Below are 22,480 nucleotides of genomic sequence, written 5' to 3' on the forward strand. Positions count from 1 at the left end.
CTATAATCCACGACCACCATCTACATGTAATGTCGTCCCTGTAACCATGCTTGCTGCGTCCGACAGTAAATAACTAACTGCCCCTGCTATATCTGATGGCTTCACCAATCGCCCAAGTGGGACAGACTGCACAAACACACTTTGCTTCGTTTGCTCTACATCAGCACCCTGTGCGGCAAATTGACCAAGCATCTGCGTGTCGGCTGGGCCTGGATGAATCGTATTAACACGAATCTGACTGGAAGCAAGCTCAATCGCAAGCCCTCTCGTAAAGCTCTCTGCTGCACCCTTCGACGCAATATAGGCTTGTAAGCCCGGTCTAGGTCGCACCGCTGAAATCGAGGCAATTGTAATAATAGAACCCCTTTGCTGTTTTTTCATAAAAGGGACCACTGCCTTTGTCGTGATAAATAAACTTTTCACATTCACATCCATCAAACGATTCCATTCATCCATCGTGACCTCTTCAATCGGTGTAGCTGACTGGGCAATTCCCAGTGCATTTACAAGGCCATCAATTCTGCCATACTTGTCAAAAATCTGCTGGCAGATGGCTTGCACACGGTCCTCCTGTAACACATTGACTTCAAAGCATTGGAGGGCATCCTGTGCAATATCGGATAAGGCATCGATCGATAAATCAAGCCCTACGACTCGGTTGTCCTGCTTTAATTGCTCTTGAATAATGGCCTTGCCCATACCGCCTCCTGCACCAGTAACCACAATCACCTTTTGCTCAACTGTCATGCTAAACACCTCCTGCTGTTAACGTTCTATTAATGATTTCCTGACAAATCGCATCGCCCATTTGTGCTGTTGTCGCTTGTCCACCAATATCTGCTGTTTTCACAACGCCTTCTTGCAGCACTGCTGTAATAGCTTTGACAATGAGCTGTTCTAAATCTGGTCTACCCTGATGTCCAAGAAGCAAGGCAAGCGACCAAATTTGTGCGATTGGATTGGCAATGCCCTTGCCTGCAATATCTGGTGCTGAGCCATGAACAGGCTCAAACATCGATGGAAAATCCTTTTCTGGATTCAGATTGGCCGATGGAGACAGACCAAGTCCTCCGACAATGGCAGAGCCTAAATCAGATAAAATATCGCCAAACAAATTGGACGCCACCACCACCTCGAAATCCTGTGGTCGTTCTACAAAATAGGCAACTAATGCATCGATATAAATGGATTCAAGCTGCAGTGCTGGTGAGCTTTGTGTCACTGTTTTTCTTGTATGCTCGTCCCAGAATTTCATCGAATGAATAATGGCATTCGATTTTGTCGCACTTGTAATTTTGGTTTTACCGTGTTGCTTCGCATAATCACAGGCAGCTTGGACAATCTTTTCAATCCCCATTCGCGTCATGATGGTATTTTGAATCGTCATTTCCTGTGGCTGCTGCTGGTACAGTCGACCACCACTGTCTGAATATTCGCCCTCTGCATTTTCACGGAAGATTACAAAGTCAATCTCTTTTCCGCTAGCCAACGGAGACACGATCCCTGGCAGTGATTTAATAGGACGGAAATTCACATATTGCTGGAAATGTTTCCGAATGGGCATAATCAATTCCCAAACGGTCACATCATCTGGCACACGTGCATCACCAATAGCGCCGAATAAAATCGCATCAAATGTTTGAAGTGTTGCCAGTGCATCCTCAGGCATCATATAGCCATGCTGCACGTAGTAATCGGAGCTCCAAGGAAAAATGGTTGTTTCGATGTGTAAGGAGCTATGTTGTTCTTGCAAACAATTTAAAACTTTTAACGCTTCCTGCATCACTTCTTTTCCTATACCATCTCCTGGTATTACCGCTATTTTGATCGCCGTCATTGTGCATCACCCGCCAAAAATTTTAAAGCTGCCAAACGGTAAATTGCCGTTGTTTCTGCTAATTCTTCAATATCTACATACTCATTGATTTGATGAGGGATTTCTCGATCTCCTGCACCAACCGTTACAATCGGAATACCATGCACATGAAGAAACGTACCATCTGTCGCACCTGGAACACCGTTATATTTTGGTTCCTTTTCTGTTACTTCTGCCACAGCTTCATAAATAGCCTGTACAACCGGGTCTTCCTTCGCTGTTGCTGTTGCAGGTCGGTTATCAAGGACCGTTAATTCAACTTTGAAATCAGGATCATCTGCTTGTAATCGTTTAATAATCGCTTCGATTTTGCCTAGCAGTTCATCATGATCCTGCGCAGGCACCGTACGAATATCGAGCGTCGTCATACAATGGTCCGGAATGACATTGATTTGTGCATCGCCTTTTACCGGCGCACGTAAAATCGTTGGTGTAATAGAAGGCCAATTCAGCATTGGATCACGCCCTAACCGTGCTTGCTCCTCTTTTTCTAATTTTTCAAGCTCTACGATGAAACGTGCCATACGCCAGTTAGGATTGATACCGCTCCACGAAATGGCACCATGCGCCATTTTACCGAAAATATCTACCTGTAAACGAATAGCCCCACGCTGGGCAATACACACATTATTTTCCTGTGGCTCACAGATAATCGCCCCATCCACGCCATCAGCCCAGCCATTTTTAATAAAATGTTTAATGCCAAGCATAAGCCCTTCTTCATCACAAGGAATACATAAAATAATCTTGCCCGTAAACGCCTCTTGATCTAGTAGCAAAGACTGACAAGCTGTAATCATACAAGCAAGATTCCCCTTTGTATCATTCGTTCCCCTGCCATACATACGCCCATCGACAATTTCTGCTCCAAATGGATCATAGGCCCAAGCCTCTCGATTGCCCTCTGTCACCACATCCGTATGTCCTTCGAAAAGTAATGTTTTCCCAGGCTTGCCCGAATCAATAATACCAATGACATTCGGTCGCCCTGGCACAACCTCCTCGATATGCGTCTCGATCCCAATATCTCGTAAATACGCCGCTACAAAAGTTGCCACCTCTTGCTCATTGCCCTTCGGATCGTTCTCACGGTAAACGCTTTCAATGCGTACGAGCTTCTGTGTTAAGGTAATGACCGCCTCACGATCACGCACATACGATTTCGTTGTCTTTAAACTAGTTACTGTCATGCAAAGGACCTCCTATTTTTAAAGAATATTCTGAATTTATGTTATTTTAACATTGTCCTTTCTCTATGAAACTAGACAATATGTTAATGATTCAAAGTACGCCCTTAACTTTTTGTTTAGCAATAAATCACTAGAAAACAACATTTTTTTCTGTTTTACGCGTTTTTTCGATCAATTCATTGAATGCAGGAGATGATTGGTTTCGATTTTAGGAGTGGTTTTGGGTGGTTGATAGATTTTTAGTTTGGAAGAGGGTAATACTTTTTTTGGAGCGGGGTTTCGCTTCTTAGGAGCGGCTTTCTTACTTTTTGGAGCGGGGTCCCACTTCTTAGGAGCGGCTTTCTCACCTTTTAGAGCGAGTTCTCACTTCTTAGGAGCGGCTTTCTCTCTTTTTGGAGCGGGCTTTCGCTTCTTAGGAGCGGTCTTACCCCTTTTTAGAGCGGGTTTTCACTTCTTAGGAGCGGCTTTCTCACCTTTTAGAGCGGATATTCGCTTCTTAGGAGCGGCTTTCTTAACTTTTTGGAGCGGGCTTTCGCTTCTTTGGAGCGGCTTTCTTACTTTTTGGAGCGAGTTCCCACTTCTTAGGAGCGGCTTTCTCTCCTTTTAGAGCGAGTTTCCACTTCTTAGGAGTGGCTTTCTCACCTTTTAGAGCGGGCTTTCGCTTCTTAGGAGCGACTCTCTCTCTTTTTAGAGCGGGCTTTCACTTCTTAGGAGCAGCTTTCTCACCTTTTAGAGCGGGCTTTCGCTTCTTAGGAGCGGCTCTCTTACTTTTTAGAGCAGGTATTCACTTCTTAGGAGCGGCTTTCTCTCCTTTTAGAGCGAGTTTCCACTTCTTAGGAGTGGCTTTCTCACCCTTTTAGAGCAGGTATTCGCTTCTTAGGAGCGGCTCTCTCTCTTTTTAGAGCGACTCCTCATTTCTTACGAGCGGCTTTCTCTCTTTTTAGAGCGGGTTCTTACTTCTTACGAGCGGCTTTCTCTCTTTTTAGAGCGGGCTTTCGCTTCTTAGGAGCGGCTTCATCATTTTTGAGGGCAGGTCCTCATTTCTACGAGTGGCTCTCTCTCTTTTTAGAGCGGGTTCTCACTTCTTACGAGCGGCTTTCTCTCTTTTTAGAGCAGGTATCCGCTTCTTAGGAGCGGCTTTCTCTCTTTTTGGAGCGGGTATTCGCTTCTTAGGAGCGGCTTTCTCACCTTTTAGAGCGGGTATTCGCTTCTTAGGAGCAGCTCTCTCTCTTTTTAGAGCGGGCTTTCACTTCTTACGAGCGGCTCTCTCTTTTTGGAGCGGGCTTTCGCTTCTTAGGAGCGGCTCTCTCTCTTTTTAGAGCGGGCTTTCACTTCTTACGAGCGGTCTTACCCCTTTTTGATCAGGTTCTCACTCTTTAGAGCGGCTCCTCACTTCTTACGAGCGACTTTCCAACTTCTTGGAGCGGACCCTCACTATTCAGGATCAACTTCACCCACTGATTAGAGCAACCCCCAACCATTACAAAACAGAAAAAAACCAGCGTCTGCTGGTTTTTCCTGATTATTGTTGACGGGATTCGGTCATTTGCTTCCAGACCGAGCCTTTTGCTTCTTCGCCCTGTTCGATACGGGCAATGGCCATTTTCACTTGTAGCTTCACTTCGAATTCTTTATCATCCTCAGCAGCCTTCAATGCTGGTAAGGATTGCTCCGTGCCGACTTCATATAAATACATCGCTGCGCGCCAGCGAACCAATTTGTTTTTATCCTGTAAGGCTTGCAGCATGGCTTCTTCAAATTCTACTAAGCCAAGGTCACTCATGCAGTCACCTGCTGTTCGGCGTACCGCTGCACTTTTATCTTGTAGGGCTCTTTCTAAATAAGGTACAACAGCCACATCCTCAATCATGCCTAAGTATACCGTCGCTAGTCGACGAATGGACATTTGCTCATCCTGTAAGGCTAAATCCAATAGCGGTAGATCGTCTAGCTCAGGGTCAGCCATTTGGTCGAGTAATTGGAAGCGTTTCTCCCATTCAGGTTGCTTGAACTGCGCCACCGTCACTTTTAGTTTATCCGTTTTCAAAACTGCTTTTTCGCCATCATTATTGATAGCTGCGACAATTTCTGCTAAACGGTCAGCAGAATAAGTGACATCAATCTCCTGTTGGACGGTTTCTGCAATTTCTTCAAGCTCACCGTAGCGAACACCATAATCAATCCACTTACGTTGGAAAATATAGTTTTCATCTACTGCTGATTCAATGATTTGATTAAACGCATCGACAAAACGGTCACCACAGCTAATACGATACTCGCGTTGATTATCAAAAACTTTTACTTGTAAAGGCACCTGCTTGTAAAACTGTACATGCACGTAAACCTCTCCATAAAATTCATTGGCTACAACGGTTTCTTCTTGTGTTTGGACATCTTCCCCTAACACTTGACGAATACTTGCTAGAATGCCTTCCCATGCATATTTGGCATTACGCTCAACAGCAAAGAAATCGGCTACGTGGTAAACGCCCTTTACTCCTTCAATCGCTAAAATAGCAGCAGCCTCGCCAGTTGCTTCGTCTTTATTATCTTTTGTAAAATTATAGCTTTTCCCGAACGGTAGCTCTGTATCAACAACAATCTTCATAGAATTGGGACTTGGCGTCGGTTCAATTGTAATAATCTTCATGTCTATCGCTCCTTATCCGTTAACTATTTCATCTAAATAAGACCATCTTTCAATCAGATGCTCATAGTGTGCATTTAGTTCATCTAACTTGGCCGTTAATTCCTGTAACTTTGTAAAATCTGAGCCTGCATTCGCGATTCCTTCTTCGGTCTCCATAATGGCCGTCTCCGTTTTTTCAATCTCGTCTGCAATCGTTTCCCATTCTTTTTGCTCTTTAAACGATAGCTTTTTCTTGTCTGATTTTGGCTTTTCGGACTTGGCCTTTTCCACTTTTGGCGTTTCTACTTTGACAGTAGCAGCATGCTCACGTTTCTCCAGGTACTCACTGTAAAGATCCAATGTTTCTTCTACCTGTCCCAGACCATCTAGTATCCATAGCTTTTTCGCAATACGGTCTAGGAAGAAACGATCATGGGAAATCGTGATAACAACGCCAGGGAAATGCTCGATGAAATCCTCTAGCACACCCAATGTTTCAATATCCAGGTCATTGGTAGGCTCGTCCAGCAACAGAACATTCGGTTGCTCCAACAATAAACGTAATAAATGAAGACGCTTGCGCTCACCGCCCGATAATTTTCCAATTGGTGTGCCATGAGCATGCAGCGGGAATAAAAAGCGCTCCAGCATTTGAGCGGCTGAGTAACGAACACCCTCTGCATCCGTAATATCATTTGAAGCCTCACGTATATATTCAATCATGCGCTCATTTTCATTCATTTTCGGCAATGTTTGCTTGAAATGTGCCAGCTTCACTGTTGATCCAACAAGAATTTCGCCTTGATCTGGTGTCAGCTCTCCTGCTAGCATGTTCAATAAAGTTGATTTTCCTACTCCGTTCGCACCGATAATGCCAATTCGGTCACCCTGCTGTAGTAAAAATGAGAAGTTTTCAAGGATTTTTTGCTGTCCAAAGGCTTTCGAAATAGTCTCAGCCTCCAGCACTTTACGACCAAGGCGTGTTGTCGCAAGTCCCATATCCAATGAAACATCCTCTGATTTGCGTTCTAGGTTTTCTTCTAGCTTTTCAAAGCGTTGAATACGAGCCTTTTGCTTGGTTGAACGCGCCTTCGCACCGCGACGAATCCATTTTAATTCTGAACGGTAACGGTTGCGATCCTTCTGCGCAGAAGCAGCTTGCATTTCCTCACGAATAGCTCGTGCCTCTAAATAATCACCATAATTCCCAGTATGACGATACAAGGTTTGATTCGCTAACTCGTAAATATGTGTCGATAATTCATCTAAGAAGTAACGATCGTGGGTGATGAAAATCACTGCACCCTTTAGTCGTAATACCATCTCTTGAAGCCATTCTGTAGACTGCACATCTAAATGGTTGGTAGGCTCATCCAATAAGTAAAGATCCGCTGGTTCAATTAACACCTTCGCTAATGCAACCCGTTTTTGCTGGCCGCCTGATAAAGTTAGTACCTCTCTTTCAAATGTTTCAATCCCTAGCTTTGTTAAAGCCGTTTTCGCAAGGGCATTGACATCCCATGCCTGCGCTTCATCCATGCGCTGTTGCAGGCTAAATAACGTCTTTTGTAAACTTTCGGATGTAGGGTTACTTGCTAGTGCAGCAACCGTTTCCTCATATTGACGATTAAGCTGTAAAATGGGCGAATCGCCTGCAAAGACAGCCTGTAAAACCGTTTCCCCAGCATTAAATGTCGGCTCCTGTGGTAAATAGGCGACACGGTATTTATTCGGGCGATCTACTGTCATCGTATCCGCTTCCATGTCCCCAGCTAAAATGGATAACAGGGTTGATTTTCCCGTTCCGTTTATACCGATTAAGCCTGCTCGCTCTCCCTCATAAATGGTAAATTCAATATTTTGAAAAAGCGTTTTATCGCCCACCGTTTTGGTTAAATTTTGTACGATTAAATGACTCATTCCACTATTCCATCTCTTTCATGTTAGGTATTGTCCATGCCCACACGATTTTTATGTAGACGATTATTGATATCCACTATTCATCATAACATCAAACGGCAGGTAAACAAAGAACAACAAACTATCAACGAGCTGGTGAAATGTCCTGTAAATAGGATTCCATAAGCTGACAAAGCTTGATGATTCCTTGTGTTAAGTCATGCGGTTCAGGATAAGAATAACTAATTCTCATATGGTGATATTGAGGCTCTCCTGGATAACAAGCTGAGCTTGGTAAAAAGGTAATATGGTTTTGTTGAGCCTTCCATAACAGCTCATCCGTATTACCATTATGAGGTAAAGACACCCAAATAGTAAGCCCACCCTTTGGTTCGATCCACGTAACGCCCTTTGGTGCATGCTTATTCAACAATGCAATCGTCTGATCCCTTCTTATCTCAAGTGCAATACGCAGTTTTTCTAAATGGGCATGCATTCGGTCTGAACGTAAGAATGGAATCAGTGCCTTTTGTGTTAATAAGGGGTTACCCGAATCGGCACTGGATTTGGCAGATAAAAGTCGTTGATGAACGGTACCTTTTGAAAGGATAGCGCCGATTCTACAACTTGGGGCTAACGCCTTACTAAAGCCTTTTAAATAAATAACATGACCACTTGTATCTAAAGCTTTGAGCGTTGGTGGTGGGGGGTTATCGTCAAAATAAATTTCATTCCATGAATCGTCCTCTACAATAAGAAAGCCATATTGTTGGGCAAGATCCAGCAACTCTCCCCTTCTCGCTTCACTTAGAACTGTGCCTGTAGGATTCTGAAATGTTGGATTTGTATAGATAAGCTTTGGTTGTTTGCTTAGGCATAGTGTCGCTAGAAGAGTTGTCTGCATTCCCTCCTCGTCTACTGGTATGGGAATAATGTGGGCCCCACGATTTCTAAAGACATCGATGGCTACTGTATATGTAGGGGCTTCGGTAATAACAATATCTCCAGGGCCAATAAATGTTCTAGCCACTATATCTATCCCTTGTTGTACACCATTTGTCACAATAATTTCTTGTGGTGTTGTGGCAATGTGATTATATTCTTGGACATAGTCTTGGATCGCCTTTCGTACTTCTTCATCACCCTGTACAGTTCCATAACGAGCCACAATCTGAGGATCTGCCTGTAATATCGCCACAATTTCATTCACCAAATAAACAGAGGGTAATAACCCTGGGTGGATGGTGGCACTTGAGAATTTCATCGCGTATTCCATTCTTTTATTTAACATAGATTGAGAACGTTGAATGTAATCAGGGATCGTTAATTGCCAGTTATAATCACTGCAGGTCTCATTTGTGCCTCTTTGTCCTTTTTTTCGAACAAATGCCCCCTTGCCATGTATCACTTCAATATAACCATTTCTTTCTAATAAGGCATACGCCTTACTGACCGTTACAGGGCTCACTTGATTTTCTTTTGAAAAGCTCCGAATAGAAGGTAATTGGCTCCCTTCCTGTAAATATTCTGACCTTATTTTTTCTGCAATGATAGTTGAAATCTGATTGATTAAAGATTGATCGGACTGACGATTCAGCTTTATTTCCATTGGACCTCCAACTGTTATAGTCTTCATTTGACTGTTATACATATCACTATATAGTGTAGAGGCAGAAATAGCTAAGTTAAAATGAAGGGAAATGATGACACATGACGAGCATGAAGCAAGATCAGGAAAAAATAAAAACGCTTTTAATGGATGTAGTTGATCATGCAGCCAATTTTTTTACTAATTTGGAGCATAGAGCTGTAACGAACCATTCCTCTAGCCTTCCTACGTCAATACTTCCAGAAGTGGGTGAGGGTGCTCAGGCAACACTTCAATATTTTACAAAGCAATTTGCTGAGGGCTTAAATAGTAGTGCAGGTTCAAGATACTTGGGTTTTGTCACAGGTGGATCTACCCCTGCTTCGATTGTCGGAGATTGGTTAGTAAGTATTTACGATCAAAATTTATCCCATTCTAAGGGCTCTATTGCTGGTTCAATGGAGCTTGCGACAATTGACATGCTAAAGGAGTTATTGCTACTGAGCGATGATTATCGAGGAACATTTGTCAGTGGGGCTACGATGGCTAATTTTGTAGGACTGGCTCAAGCAAGGGAATGGATTGCACAATACTATGGAAAAAACACTGCTTTGGATGGTCTATATGGTATCCCTCCAATAAAAATTGTTAGCGGAACGCCCCACTCAAGTATTGTCAAAGCAACTTCTATGCTTGGCATGGGTAGAAATTCCATTCACACTATCCTATGTCAGGAACAGCGGGAAGCAATTGACATTACAAAATTCCAGCAGTTTCTTGAAGAAAATCAACATGAACCTTGTATAGTTGTAGCAAATGCTGGAACCGTCAATACGGTTGATTTTGATGATTTACAAGCGATTGGCGCGCTAAAAAAGCGATATCCTTTCTGGCTTCATGTAGATGCGGCTTTTGGTGGCTTTGCAGCGTGTTCACCAAAGTATCGTCACTTTGTCGAGGGCATGAATTATGCAGATTCTATTACAATTGACGCCCATAAATGGCTGAACGTCCCTTATGATGCCGCTATGCAATTTACCCGTCATCAATCATTGCAAGCAACCGTTTTTCAAAATAATGCTGCCTATCTTGGTAGTTCCCTTGAAAATCCAGATTTTTGTGATCTTACACCTGAAAATTCACGTCGATTTCGTGCGCTACCTGCTTGGTTTTCTTTACAGGCCTATGGTAAATTGGGCTACCAACAATTAATAGAAGAAAATGTATCACTCGCACAACAGCTTGGTCAAAAAATAGATGATAGTCCCTACTTTACATTGCTAGCACCTGTTCGGCTAAATATCGTGTGCTTCGCAGTCAATCATGAGGCACTGACAGCTGAAATGAACCAACAATTTTTAACGACTTTAAATCAACAAGGCAACGTATACATGACACCAACTGTCTACAAAAGTATCCCAGCTATTCGTGCGGCTTTCAGTAATTGGCGCACTTCTCCAGCAGACCTGACAATCATTTGGGAAGCATTAACAACAGCGATTGGTAAAGAAATAACACGATGAAGGTTTCCTCACTTGTTGCTCCTCCCATCTATTATGTTAGTAAAAAGTGATTTTTAATGGCGTTAGCAGTCGTCATCAATGGATGTGCTATGCCACTTGCGATAGGAGTCGTTTTTTTGTCATATTGAAAGCACTCCTCACAATTTTAGTGCTACGAAGGCCCTACCCGAATGAAGCACAAAAACCGCCCTTCTCATTGAAAAGGCGGTTTTTGTCCTATATGCTACTGACCAATTTCGTGCTGGAGTTGCTTTAAAAAGCTTTCCATAAATTGATGGCGTTCAAGTGCCATTTGTTTGCCCTTTTCCGTCACCATTAAATCTTTTAGCAGTAATAATTTCTCATAAAAATGAGTGACAGACGCGGTATTTTTTTGACGATATTCTGACTCTGACATAGTTCTGCGTGCTTCTTCTTCCTTATCATAAAGCTTGCGACCTTTTGCTCCACCATAGGCAAATGTTCTGGCAATGCCAATGGCCCCAATCGCATCTAAACGATCTGCATCTCGGACGATTTTTGCTTCCAATGACGTTGCTTCTAGCTCATTTCCACCATTAAACGACACTTGCGCAATACAATCTCGAATATGCTGCTTTTTTTCCTCGCTAACAGGTAATTCCGCAATAAGCTGTTCTTCCTTGTCCTTGCTATCGGTATACTTTTTGTCACTGACATCATGTAAAAGCACCGCTATTTTCACAACTTCTTCATCTGCTGTTGGCTCGCTATGCAAGATAGCTAATGCATTTTGATAGACGCGTTCAATATGTTGAAAATCATGACTAGCATCAAATTGCTCATATATTTCACGTACTTTATTCATTAAATGATTCATAGTCTACACTCATTCCTTTCCTACAAAATTATACTGTATTTTATTACATAAGAGGTAATCCGAGAAAATAAAAAATCAAATCCATTTCAATTGACTAATTTTTCAGAATATTGTATGATAAACGTACAGAACAGCTATTTGTTCTGTACCTCATATTTTTCAGCAATGTACAACAGCTGTGTGTTTAACAGATTTAATATTAACTTCAGCGGGCTTACAATTGAATAACCTGTTTAAAAGATGACGTGCGTATTGTAAACCAATCATCTAAACAAATAAAAGTGAACACTTTCCCTTAGAAATTCTTTGTTTAACCCGCATAGCCAAATGTACATGCCGAAAATGTGAACAACAAGTTAGTTTGTTGCATGACCAAAAGGATTTCGCCAGATGTAGCAGAAGTGCATTGTTTTTTCATTAACGGTTGTTACCTTCATCTAGTCAATACCTTGAGTATGTATGAACGTAGCTCCTCCCTTTAATGAAAATCATACACGAACCTTGCTTACAGCTTGTGAACACCACGTTCGAGGAGTCGTGCAAATCAGAATTAAAATTCATTTAAGCCATCAATGTATGAAGCGAAAAAGGAAGTAGGAACGATTGTGATAAAATGTATTACCCTCCCGCTGAAGGACAAATAAAAGCTGCCCATCTTACATTCAAGTAGATGATGGCAGCTTTTACTGTTTTGTTTTCTTTCTTTATAGAACGTCTTTGATCACTTCATCGATTTCCTGTAAAAGTGCTTCGTTTTGCATTGTTGAACTTAATTTTAAGTTCGATTGGTCTACATGAATAACTGCGACATGCATTCCTTCTTCAATACTTGCACTTGGAACTGGCATCATTTTCTCTGTATCGAACGTCATAATGAGGTCTGGGAATTTAGATTGTACCTGTCCTTCCTTCGATAACGTCATATATTCATTCCAGAACGTTAGATGGTAATCACCCACTGATAATTTTCCTACATCGAAGCCATTATCCTTTGTTAACGAATAATTCATGACTTCACCTGATACGATGTGTACGCCATTCAAATGCTGCAACACATTGGCTAATTTTTCTTCAAAGGTTTGTCCATTTAAGAAGCGATAGCCAAGCTCTATGGCCATTGTAATCGCATTTGGCGCTCCATGTTTTTGTAAATAGTCAATCGTCACAGGATTTCGAGTTACCCCTACTAGCCCACCTGCTAAAATAGACGCTTGGCGTGCTGTTTTTGCGGTGCTGTGTAAATTCCCTTCCACAAAGCCCTGGACGGCGAAGTCATCTTTCCCTCCTGCATAAAATTGTACGGATTGATAATCTTGTTGTTCATGGAGATTTAAAGAACCCATGATTCCCGTTGGATGTGCTCGCCCATTACAGGGAGCATCCACAACTGGTACATTTAATAAGACCGACTGCAACCAGCCATTGATCGTCGTGATGGCACCATTTTCATTGGTAATGATGCCCTTTAAACGTTGATTGGTATGATTGTTCATATTGCGATAGCTCCAACAAAGCTGTTCATTCGAAATATATTGATCGGCTGCTGATGGCGCACCTACCATTGCCACACAAGCAACTAAATCTTCTTGGTCTAATTCGGTAATATCCACGATTTGAGGTTCCCCTGCTGCAAAGATTTCCTCCACTAGCTTGAGTCCTTCCTCTAGGAGACCACCGCCGCCACCACCAAGGATCGCTCCTCCATAAACCGCAGCAATCCCATCCTCATACGATAATCCTTTTGCCATTCATCCTTACTCCTTTCTATTTCCCTATTTTTAGAATAGAAGAGAAGAAGCTATACAACGCATCTCCAGCGATGACACCCGCTGCAAAGACTGTCATTTCAGATTCTCTCTTACCTTTCGTCACATATGTGAAAATAACACGAAGTAAGATACCCGCTAATACAGCCCAACCAGCAATTGGATTGACAAGTAATAAACCTGTTGCAAATAAGATACCCATTTGACGTTTTGACCCACCGATCAGCTGAATTAACGCACCTGGAATCGCCCAAATCATTAATTGTTTCGCTACATCGCCTGTAACGCCTGATTGAATTGTCGCTGCATATACATGGTTAACAGGTGCTACTAAACCTTGTGCAAAATAAGATTTATACGAAAGTAGCACAACGACTGCTGAAATGGAGAAGGCTAACATACCAGCAATCATTTGCTGTTTACGTCCTTCTTTTTCTAAAGCAGGATCACTACCATTTCCACGTAAAATAAAACCTGTTTTTAAGTCATAGCCCATATCAGCAAATGCTACTCCTGTAGCGGCACTATACCCTGCCAATAACGCAAGCGCTGGTGCTGGGAAACCAATTAAAATACCAACAATCAGTGTGATAAACGCTACTGCAAATGCTGGGAACCAACCTGCATGCATCGCAGCAATACCAACGATCAGCTCATGGACAAATGCAGCAATTGTTGCAAAGATGATGAATCCTATTAACATTCCGAAAGACATATGCGTGATAATCCCACCTAAAATGGCGATTAATAACGCAATGGCTAAATAGGCAATAAATCCTACACCAAAGCCTTGACGAATTTCTTTTGCATCTTTTGAATAGCTTAACTCTTCTGACTTTTTCGAAGAGCGTTTATTCAATAATGTAAACGCTACTTGGAAAAGAGCCACGATGCCCGCACCAATCATAATACCGTGTGGAATGTAGTAAGCATTTAAATCAATATTAAATAATTGAACAGAATAGCCTCTTAGTAAAAGACCAATTCCAAACATCGTCAGCGCCCAAATATTACCGATGAACGCTACCCCAAAAGCTGACATTGGAATTTTCAGAATAGATCCCACGATACCGAGTAACACACCACCAATTAATACCTTAGCATTCTTACCGCCTTTATCGCCCGCTTTAATGGCTTCAGCAGTTGCAATCCCTGGTGGCCAAGTACCTGCTGCTGGGAAAATCTTTGTATCGAAAAATTTATATAATAATAAAGCATCGACAAACATCGCTAAAATAACACCGATAAACAATGGTAATACTAAATTTTCATAGCCTAATACATATGGAATACCAATTGGCAACATTAAGCTACTTGCTGCACTAAATGTAGCTGAAGAAATCGCCGTTTGAATAATATTTTGTCTGTGCACGGATTTAAAGGCAATGAGTTTGCCAATCGGTATTCTTCCAAGAATCATCGCAAATATTGCCCCAACAATCGATGTATTGGCAGAAATCCCTAAAGTCGTAATCAGTTGTATCCCAATAATTGCCCCCACAACAGATGTTAAGACGATCATTAGTAGAGTTACAGGCTCTAAAGCCCTTGGATGTAATACTTTATTATTCATAGTGTCAGCTCCCCTATTGTTGTTATAATTTTGAAATGTGTGATTGTATTTGCTGAGCTACTTTCACTAACTGTTCAAGCATATATTTCTCCCTTTGATCATCTAAATCATATACTAGCCCAGAAATTGTAAGAGATGCAGTGATTTCTTTTTTATAGTTAAATAACGGTACACTGATGCCAAATGCATGTTCATTATACTCCCCAACGGTAACACACCAGTTGTTTTGGCGAATTTGTTGCAGCTCTCCCTCTAATGACGCTAGGAAAGAAATGTGCTCTTCTTTCGATTGTTCCTCCTGAAAGAAGGCCATTAATTCTAGCTGCCTGTCCTCGTCTAAATAAGCAAACATTACCTTACAGGAAGCACCGATGTAAAGGGGTGTCTTTGTTCCTAAAGACACCGCATACTTTACATTTTTATTGCTTTCGGCTATTTTCGTTGTGACACCGTATTCATTGTCCATATAAGTAAGAAATACTGATTCATTTATTTCACTGGCAAGATTTTGCATCAATTCATAAATGGTCGAGTGTGGGTCTTTGGAATTCGATAACACATCATAAAAAAGGTACATTTTATAACCCAGTTTATATTTTTTCGTGTGTTCATCCTGTATTAAATAACCCGCTTCTGTAAATGTATTAATGGTTCTTTGCACGACACTTGTCGGCAGTTTCATCATGCGTGAAATCTCACGAACACCCAATGCATTTTCTGTCGTGGCAAAACACTCTAGTATATCCAATGAGTTTTTTAATGTCTTGACAGTCATTTATTTCTCCCTTTAAGCGTTTTGATAACCATATCGCTCTTTCGCTACATCTACTGAAATATATTCATTTAATAGATCACGTTCAATGGCCTCTGTGCTTCGTTCATGTGGATGACCATAACCACCGCCAGTTGCTGTAACAAGCTCAATACGGTCGCCTTTTTGCAATTCATAATTGGCAAGTACGCCCACTGGTCCAATTTTCGTTCCATCCTTTTTATGAATGATTAAATAGTTGTGAGAGCCTTCTCCACCACCATTTAAACCGAATGGCGCAAATTGATGTCTACCTAAGTTCACGGAAACCTTTTGACCGTTATGATTGACTGTATAAACGCGACGCACACCTAAGCCACCTCTAAATTGACCAGCACCAGCACCGTCACAATTCAAGCTATATTCATCAATTTGAATACCGTATTTTGTTTCGGCAATTTCAACTGGAAGATTATATGTTTCACCATCTCCCATACAGTATTGCCCACTTTGACCATCCTCATCATTCGCTGCGCCCCAGCCACCGACAGATGGCTCAACAATTAGGAATGATTCATCATTTTCAGGATTTTTCCCTGTGAGAATAAACGTACAAACAGACTGTAAATGCCCCGCTGATAATCGTTCTGGTAAATGCGGTGCAAGAGCTTTCCAAATTAGATCAGCTGCCCCAATACGTGCCTCAAAGTTCATCGATACAGGATGTGGACGTTTAGCGGAAACAATGGAATTGTCATCTGTGATAATCGTTAAGCGTTTAAAGACACCCTCGTTAATTACGTCAATATCGCCAAGTAATGCTAGGAACATAACGCGCACACTTGCCATTAAACCAAATTGCGAACAGTTCATTGGTACATTGACCGCCGGATGTGAGCCTCTGAAGTCACAAATAAATTCCTCATCACTGATTGTGACTTTCACTTTAATTGGATAGAGTCCACCTTTTAATGGGTCCCCTTCAATAAAGTCCTCCGCATAAAATTCACCCTTAGGTAGGTGTTGAAGCTCATGCTCTACAATTTTCTCACCCTTGTCCAATAATTTTTGAATGGACAATTTCACCGATTCCGCACCAAACTTCTGACAAAGCTCTGCGATTCGTTTTTCACCTGTTTTTAAGGCGGCTACTTGTGCAAACATATCACCGATTGAAAGCTCTGGTAAACGAACATTCGTAGAAATGATTTCATAGACTGCATCGTTCAGCTCACCTTGATGATAAAGTTTGACACCTGGTAGCTGTAAACCTTCCTGATAGATTTCATTAGAATTACTTGTAAACGAACCAGGGTCCATGCCCCCTACCTCTGTCCAGTGTGCTTTATTGGCAGAGTACGCAATAATTTCACCGTTATAGAAAATAGGTAGAACTAAGCCCACATCCGATAAATGCGATCCACCTCCAACATAGGGATCATTGATAATAATGACATCACCTTCGTGTAGTTTTTCCCCATTATCAAATTTTTCAATAACACGCTGCACCATTGGACTTAACATCCCAATAAAGCTCGTTACACCGTTCCCTTGACTAATTAAATTCCCCTTGGCATCAGTTAAACCACAAGCGTAGTCTAATACTTCATAGATAACTGGGCTCATAGAAGAGCGTGCTAGGGCCACAAACATCTCATCTCCTATGGCTAGCAATGAATCTTGAATAATTTCTACTGCAAAAACATCTTTTTTCATGTTTTATTTCCCCTCCATCTCTACAATCAAGTTGCCGTATTTATCAATTTCAATCGATTGCTTGTCATTGATTACGACCGTAGATGTTGGATTTTCCACAATAGCAGGACCTGTAATGACATAACCAGGTACTAATTTTTGTTGGTCATAGACATTGACCTCTACCCAACCTGTTCCCTTCACATATAAATTGCGTTGTGCCTTGACACATGTGGAACCGTCGATAGAAGAGAAGTCTAGCTCTTTAAATTGAACCGCCTCATCTTTACCGTAGATTGTAAGATGTAAGTTGACTAGCTCAATTGGCGTAGCTGGTAAATCAAAAGAAAACTCTTGTTTATGTTTGATGTGGAAGGCTTCAGCTAATTCAAGTAGCCCCTCTTCATCAAGCGTAATAGTTGATGCATTTAATTTAACGGCATGCTCTTGACCTTTGTAGCGTAAATCATAATTAATTTCAAAATAATAATGATCCTTTGATAATGGTGCATCCGCATAGGCATTAGCAATCACTTGATCAATATTTTCTTGAATCGCCACTAGATGATGATGATCGAACCCCATTAAACTTGTTTGAATATAATCTTGTCGGTATTCAGTCATCATCATTCCTAGTGCTGAGAAGACGGATGAGCCATAAGGAATAATGACTTTTTTCATGCCTAGTTCTTCTGCTAGGTTAATCGCATGTAGTGGGCCACCACCACCAAATGCCACCATTGTAAAGTCTTCAGGGTCATAGCCTTTACGAATAGAGATCAGCTTCAGTGCGTTTAACATATTGGAGTTTGCAATATCTAAAATACCTTGTGCTGCTTCCTCTGCTGACACATGAAATGGTTTCGCAATTGCTTCAACAAGAGCCTCCTCCACTTTGTCAATAGATACTGGGTTATCAAAGTTTTCTAAGGATAATCTTCCTAAATAAACATTGGCATCTGTAATTGTTGGCTGTGTATTCCCTAAGCCATATGCTACAGGTCCTGGATTTGCCCCCGCAGAATCTGGTCCAACCTTTAATGAGCCAAACTGATCTACACGTGCGATGGAGCCACCACCATTGCCGATTTCAACAATATCCACTACAGGTGTTTTAATCGGATAACCTGCAAATTTTTCATTTTTTTCAATATAGTAATCTGTTGTGACATTGACTTTGCCATCTGTAATAAGCGAGCATTTTGCTGTCGTCCCACCCACATCAAAGGCGATAATATTGGATTCATTGAGAAGTTGGCCTAATTTTGCAGCCCCAAACATACCTGCTACTGGACCAGATTCTACAAGGTTGATTGGCAGCTCCATTGCTTTATCAAAGCTTGTTGTTCCGCCATTCGATTGCATAATTTTTAAATGGTCTGTAATGCCAATTGTGCTTAATTTCTCTTTTAAGCTTTTTAAGTACGCATGTGCAATGGGCTTTACATAAGAATTAAGGACTGTTGTGTTTGTTCTTTCATACTCTCGGTATTCTTTAATCGTTTCACTTGAAAGTGTGATATACACTTCAGGCCAAATTTTCAAAATGGCTTCTTTTAACTGTTGTTCATGAATTGGATTTTTATAGCCATGTATTAAGGAAATGGCTATCGCCTCAACACCCAATTCCTTAAATTTATGAACGATATCGCCAACTTCCTTGGTATTAAGCGCTTTCATAATATTTCCTTTAAAATCGATTCGCTCATCAATTTCTTGTCGTAAATAACGCTCTACAAATGGTTCTGGCTTTTTATATTTAAAGTTATATAAGTCTGGTCGATTTCCACGAGCAATTTCTATGATGTCACGGAAGCCTTTTGTTGTAATTAACCCGACTACGCCCCCTTTTCTTTCCGTTAATGTATTGATGATAACCGTCGATCCATGAATAAATGATTCAATTAAAGAATCTTCTGTTACATGTCGTCCTAATACATTTAATATGCCATCCTCAAAATGACCAGGTGTCGTATGGCCCTTATCAAAATGAAGATTTCCTTTTTTATCTGTGAAAACTAGGTCGGTAAAAGTACCGCCAATATCTGTTGCGATTTTCAAGACTTCATCCCTCCATGTTCCTATTATCGGTACAGTGTTCCGAATTAGAATTAAATAAATTATATTTAAAAGAAAAAGAAAATTCAATGTATTTTTTAAATAAAAATTCATTTGACAATTGTCCTTAGTTGTAAAAATCCGCTCTTTCTTTCCAAAATCAGAGAACTATTAATAAAAAATACCAAACACATTTATATAAGGAAAGTTCTCGTGTTTTTTCTACAACATAAAAAAGATCCTAGTTTTCACTAGAATCTTAAAATCTTTTAAAAAAAATTAATTTTTATGAATTTTTACTCATGTAGCGGGTGAATGAATCAACTAAAATTTCACATTTATCCCATGTTTGCATTGTAGATAGACGATGAGTTAGGTCACTTCCAGACAATGCAGCGAGCATCTAGGAACCCAGTTTCTCCATTATCGATAAAAAAAGCTGCCCATTTAACTTGGGCAGCTTTCAACATACATTTAGAACAATCCTACCGCATGTCCTTCATTATCGACATTCATACGTAGGGCAGCAGGTGCTTTTGGAAGTCCTGGCATTGTCATAATATCGCCAGTTAGGCACACTAAGAAGCCTGCACCAAGCTTTGGAATAACTTCACGAATTGTGATGGTAAAGCCTTCTGGACGACCAAGTAAACTTGGTTGATCTGATAAAGAGTACTGTGTTTTCGCCATACAAACCGGAAGAGAGTCCCAGCCGAATTTTTCGATTTGGGCAATTTGTTTTTTAGCTTGGTCTGTAAATTGTACATCTTTCCCGCCATATACCTTTTGCACAATCGTACGTACTTTTTCTTCAATCGATTCTGTTACGTCGTATAAAGGAGAGAAGTTGTTTTCTTCCTCTAGCACAGCTAGTACTTGCTCAGCTAGGGCTAGACCACCTTTACCGCCCTCTTCCCAGACATTTGTACGAGCAATACGAACATGATTTTCCTGACACCAGTTCAGAACAGCTTCTAGCTCAGCCTCTGTGTCCGTGATAAAACGATTTAAGGCAATAATTGGTTCAACGCCAAATGTACGAACTGTATCAACATGTTTAGCTAAGTTTTCAATTCCTTGTAGAAGTGCTTCCACATTTTCACCTACAAGCGCTGTTTTCGGTACACCACCATGCATTTTTAATGCACGAATTGTCGCTACGATAACTACCGCACTTGGTTTAAAGCCAGCTTTACGGGCTTTAATGTTCATGAATTTTTCAGCACCTAAATCAGAGCCGAAGCCCGCTTCTGTCACCACAATATCAGCTAGCTTACGAGCTGTTTGTGTCGCCATAATGGAATTACAGCCGTGGGCAATATTCGCAAATGGACCACCATGGATAATGGCAGGTGTTCCCTCTAATGTTTGAACTAAGTTTGGCTTAAAGGCATCTTTTAATAATAGTGTTAAGGCACCCTCTACCTGTAAATCACGCACAAAGACAGGCTCACGCTCAAAAGTATAGCCAATCACGATACTTGCAATGCGCTCGCGTAAATCCTCAATACTTGTTGCTAAACAGAATACCGCCATAATTTCAGAGGCAACCGTAATATCAAAGCCGTCCTCGCGCGGCATGCCTTGAACAGGACCACCTAATCCTACCACTACCTTACGAAGGGCACGATCATTTAAGTCCATTACACGCTTCCAAATAATGCGTCGTGGATCAATGTTTAATGCATTCCCTTGATGGATATGATTATCAATGAATGCAGATAAAGCATTATTAGCTGTTGTAATCGCATGAAGGTCACCAGTGAAATGTAAATTAATATCCTCCATCGGTACTACCTGTGCGTAGCCACCGCCAGTTGCTCCACCTTTTACGCCCATTACGGGACCCAATGATGGTTCACGTAAAGCAACCATCACTTTCTTATCTAATTGATGAAGGGCATCTGCCAGTCCTACCGTTACCGTCGACTTCCCTTCACCTGCTGGGGTTGGACTAATGGCTGAGACTAATACAACCTTTGCATCCTCGCCCTGAGCTGTAATTTTTAATGGATCGATCTTTGCTTTGTAGCGTCCATACTGCTCAAGGGCATCGTCTGGAATACCCGCAGCATTGGCAATTTCCGTAATAGGTTTGATCACTGCTTGACTAGCGATTTCTAAATCTGATAATGGTTGATTTTTCGTTGTCATTTGGCATCCTACTTTCTATGTTGTTCATTTCCATTATAGTCTTAATTGTGAAAAAAAAGAAAGCCAGACATACGAGCATTTCGACAATCGATTGACAACTTTGTTCAATTCCTGTATGTTCTAAGAGAAAATGCAATTTTTTCACATTTTCTCAATATAGCACGACTTAGTTAACTTTATTTTACATTCAAGCGCATTGGAGGCGAATGCTTATGCAACAGGGGATCGTAAAGTGGTTCAATAATGAAAAGGGTTATGGCTTTATTGAATGTGATGATGGCGAAGATGTATTTGTTCATTTTACGGGCATCCAGGAGGAAGGCTTCCGTACACTTGAAGAAGGTCAAAAGGTTTCATTTGATGTTGTGGAAGGCAATCGTGGACCCCAAGCATCAAATGTTGTAAAACGATAAGCAGAATGGGGCTATCCGTGTAGTTCCAGATTAGCAGCGGATTAGGAAAAGGATCGTTTCCTTCATCCGCTTTTTGTGTTGTTATAAAAGCTTAGTGCCCCTTCCATGTTATAATAGAAGTAACAATACGTAAGGAGGGATTTCGATGCAAAAACAAAATAAACCAATGACAGAAGTTATTTTGAAGCATAAAGAACGACAAAGTGTAGCAGAATTTGCGGCAACACTAGAAACAATCGCAAAAAAGCTTAAAGAGAATGGTGAATTCACTTTTGTCCAAGGCACAGAGTCAACAGTTGTTAGCCCTAGTGAGCAGCTCAAAATCGAATACTCCTATACAAAAAAGGGCGACAAGCATTCATTTGAAATTGAATTTGATTGGTATACAGGTACAGAATCACCGAAAAAAATGACGATAGAATAATAATAGGCAACTAAGAGGCTGGGACATAACTAGCTTCAATTAGTGAGAAATCCTAATTTGAATTCATTCAAATTAGGATTTCTCTATTTTTTATGTTGTCTCC

Annotated in this window: 17 protein-coding genes; 4 read left to right on the forward strand and 13 right to left on the reverse strand. The window is 41.1% G+C overall.

Annotated features, from left to right (window positions below; translation table 11 throughout):
• From ACEVFT_RS18085 to ACEVFT_RS18095, 3 genes are read right to left on the reverse strand one after another with little or no spacing between them, the layout of a single operon-like run.
• A complete protein-coding gene (locus ACEVFT_RS18085) occupies positions 1-747 on the reverse strand; it encodes an SDR family NAD(P)-dependent oxidoreductase (RefSeq protein ID WP_393950928.1) in 747 nt (248 codons plus the stop codon).
• A 1-nt stretch (position 748) separates the two neighbouring features.
• Positions 749-1,837 (reverse strand): tartrate dehydrogenase, encoded by a 1,089-nt coding sequence (locus ACEVFT_RS18090; protein WP_393950929.1) that lies wholly within the window; start codon positions 1,835-1,837, stop codon positions 749-751.
• Complete coding sequence (locus ACEVFT_RS18095; RefSeq protein ID WP_393950930.1) at positions 1,834-3,066, reverse strand: M20 family metallopeptidase; 1,233 nt, start codon at positions 3,064-3,066, stop codon at positions 1,834-1,836. The genes ACEVFT_RS18090 and ACEVFT_RS18095 overlap by 4 nt, the downstream gene beginning before the upstream one ends.
• Positions 3,067-3,310: 244 nt before the next feature.
• On the opposite strand from ACEVFT_RS18095, the gene ACEVFT_RS18100 reads away from it, so the two are divergent.
• Entirely contained in the window at positions 3,311-3,673 is a 363-nt protein-coding gene (locus ACEVFT_RS18100) for a hypothetical protein (RefSeq protein WP_393950931.1), read from the forward strand.
• 915 nt (positions 3,674-4,588) lie between these two features.
• Here ACEVFT_RS18100 and ACEVFT_RS18105 read toward each other — a convergent pair.
• From ACEVFT_RS18105 to pdxR, 3 genes are all read right to left on the reverse strand, one after another.
• Positions 4,589-5,716, reverse strand: coding sequence for a conserved virulence factor C family protein (locus ACEVFT_RS18105; RefSeq protein WP_393950932.1), 1,128 nt, complete (start codon positions 5,714-5,716; stop codon positions 4,589-4,591).
• Between the two features lie 12 nt (positions 5,717-5,728).
• On the reverse strand, positions 5,729-7,615 hold the full coding sequence (locus ACEVFT_RS18110) for an ABC-F family ATP-binding cassette domain-containing protein (RefSeq protein WP_393950933.1): 1,887 nt from the start codon (positions 7,613-7,615) through the stop codon (positions 5,729-5,731).
• A gap of 124 nt (positions 7,616-7,739) precedes the next feature.
• Positions 7,740-9,203, reverse strand: a complete 1,464-nt coding sequence (gene pdxR, locus ACEVFT_RS18115) for a MocR-like pyridoxine biosynthesis transcription factor PdxR (protein ID WP_393950934.1) — start codon at positions 9,201-9,203, stop codon at positions 7,740-7,742.
• Between the two features lie 110 nt (positions 9,204-9,313).
• Between pdxR and ACEVFT_RS18120 the strand changes: the two genes are divergently transcribed.
• Positions 9,314-10,705, forward strand: coding sequence for a pyridoxal phosphate-dependent decarboxylase family protein (locus ACEVFT_RS18120; protein WP_393950935.1), 1,392 nt, complete (start codon positions 9,314-9,316; stop codon positions 10,703-10,705).
• Positions 10,706-10,928: 223 nt separating this feature from the next.
• Here the strand turns inward: ACEVFT_RS18120 and ACEVFT_RS18125 are convergent, their stop codons facing one another.
• The 7 genes from ACEVFT_RS18125 to ACEVFT_RS18155 form a co-directional block, all read right to left on the reverse strand.
• Positions 10,929-11,543 (reverse strand): HD domain-containing protein, encoded by a 615-nt coding sequence (locus ACEVFT_RS18125; protein ID WP_393950936.1) that lies wholly within the window; start codon positions 11,541-11,543, stop codon positions 10,929-10,931.
• Positions 11,544-12,247: 704 nt separating this feature from the next.
• Complete coding sequence (locus ACEVFT_RS18130) at positions 12,248-13,291, reverse strand: S-methyl thiohydantoin desulfurase domain-containing protein (RefSeq protein WP_393950937.1); 1,044 nt, start codon at positions 13,289-13,291, stop codon at positions 12,248-12,250.
• Positions 13,292-13,307: 16 nt separating this feature from the next.
• Positions 13,308-14,882, reverse strand: coding sequence for an OPT/YSL family transporter (locus ACEVFT_RS18135; RefSeq protein ID WP_393950938.1), 1,575 nt, complete (start codon positions 14,880-14,882; stop codon positions 13,308-13,310).
• 22 nt (positions 14,883-14,904) lie between these two features.
• Entirely contained in the window at positions 14,905-15,657 is a 753-nt protein-coding gene (locus ACEVFT_RS18140; RefSeq protein ID WP_393950939.1) for an IclR family transcriptional regulator, read from the reverse strand.
• 12 nt (positions 15,658-15,669) lie between these two features.
• Entirely contained in the window at positions 15,670-17,349 is a 1,680-nt protein-coding gene (locus ACEVFT_RS18145; protein WP_393950940.1) for a hydantoinase B/oxoprolinase family protein, read from the reverse strand.
• A gap of 3 nt (positions 17,350-17,352) precedes the next feature.
• Positions 17,353-19,389, reverse strand: a complete 2,037-nt coding sequence (locus ACEVFT_RS18150; protein WP_393950941.1) for a hydantoinase/oxoprolinase family protein — start codon at positions 19,387-19,389, stop codon at positions 17,353-17,355.
• Between the two features lie 471 nt (positions 19,390-19,860).
• Complete coding sequence (locus ACEVFT_RS18155) at positions 19,861-21,540, reverse strand: formate--tetrahydrofolate ligase (RefSeq protein WP_205442598.1); 1,680 nt, start codon at positions 21,538-21,540, stop codon at positions 19,861-19,863.
• Between the two features lie 212 nt (positions 21,541-21,752).
• Between ACEVFT_RS18155 and ACEVFT_RS18160 the strand changes: the two genes are divergently transcribed.
• Together ACEVFT_RS18160 and ACEVFT_RS18165 are read left to right on the forward strand one after the other, a co-directional pair.
• Positions 21,753-21,953, forward strand: coding sequence for a cold-shock protein (locus tag ACEVFT_RS18160; protein WP_205442596.1), 201 nt, complete (start codon positions 21,753-21,755; stop codon positions 21,951-21,953).
• Between the two features lie 145 nt (positions 21,954-22,098).
• Entirely contained in the window at positions 22,099-22,377 is a 279-nt protein-coding gene (locus ACEVFT_RS18165; protein ID WP_393950942.1) for an amphi-Trp domain-containing protein, read from the forward strand.
• Positions 22,378-22,480 lie beyond the last annotated feature (103 nt).

It is taken from the genome of Lysinibacillus sp. PWR01 (genome assembly GCF_043359455.1).
Taxonomy (GTDB): Bacteria; Bacillota; Bacilli; order Bacillales_A; family Planococcaceae; genus Lysinibacillus; species Lysinibacillus fusiformis_F.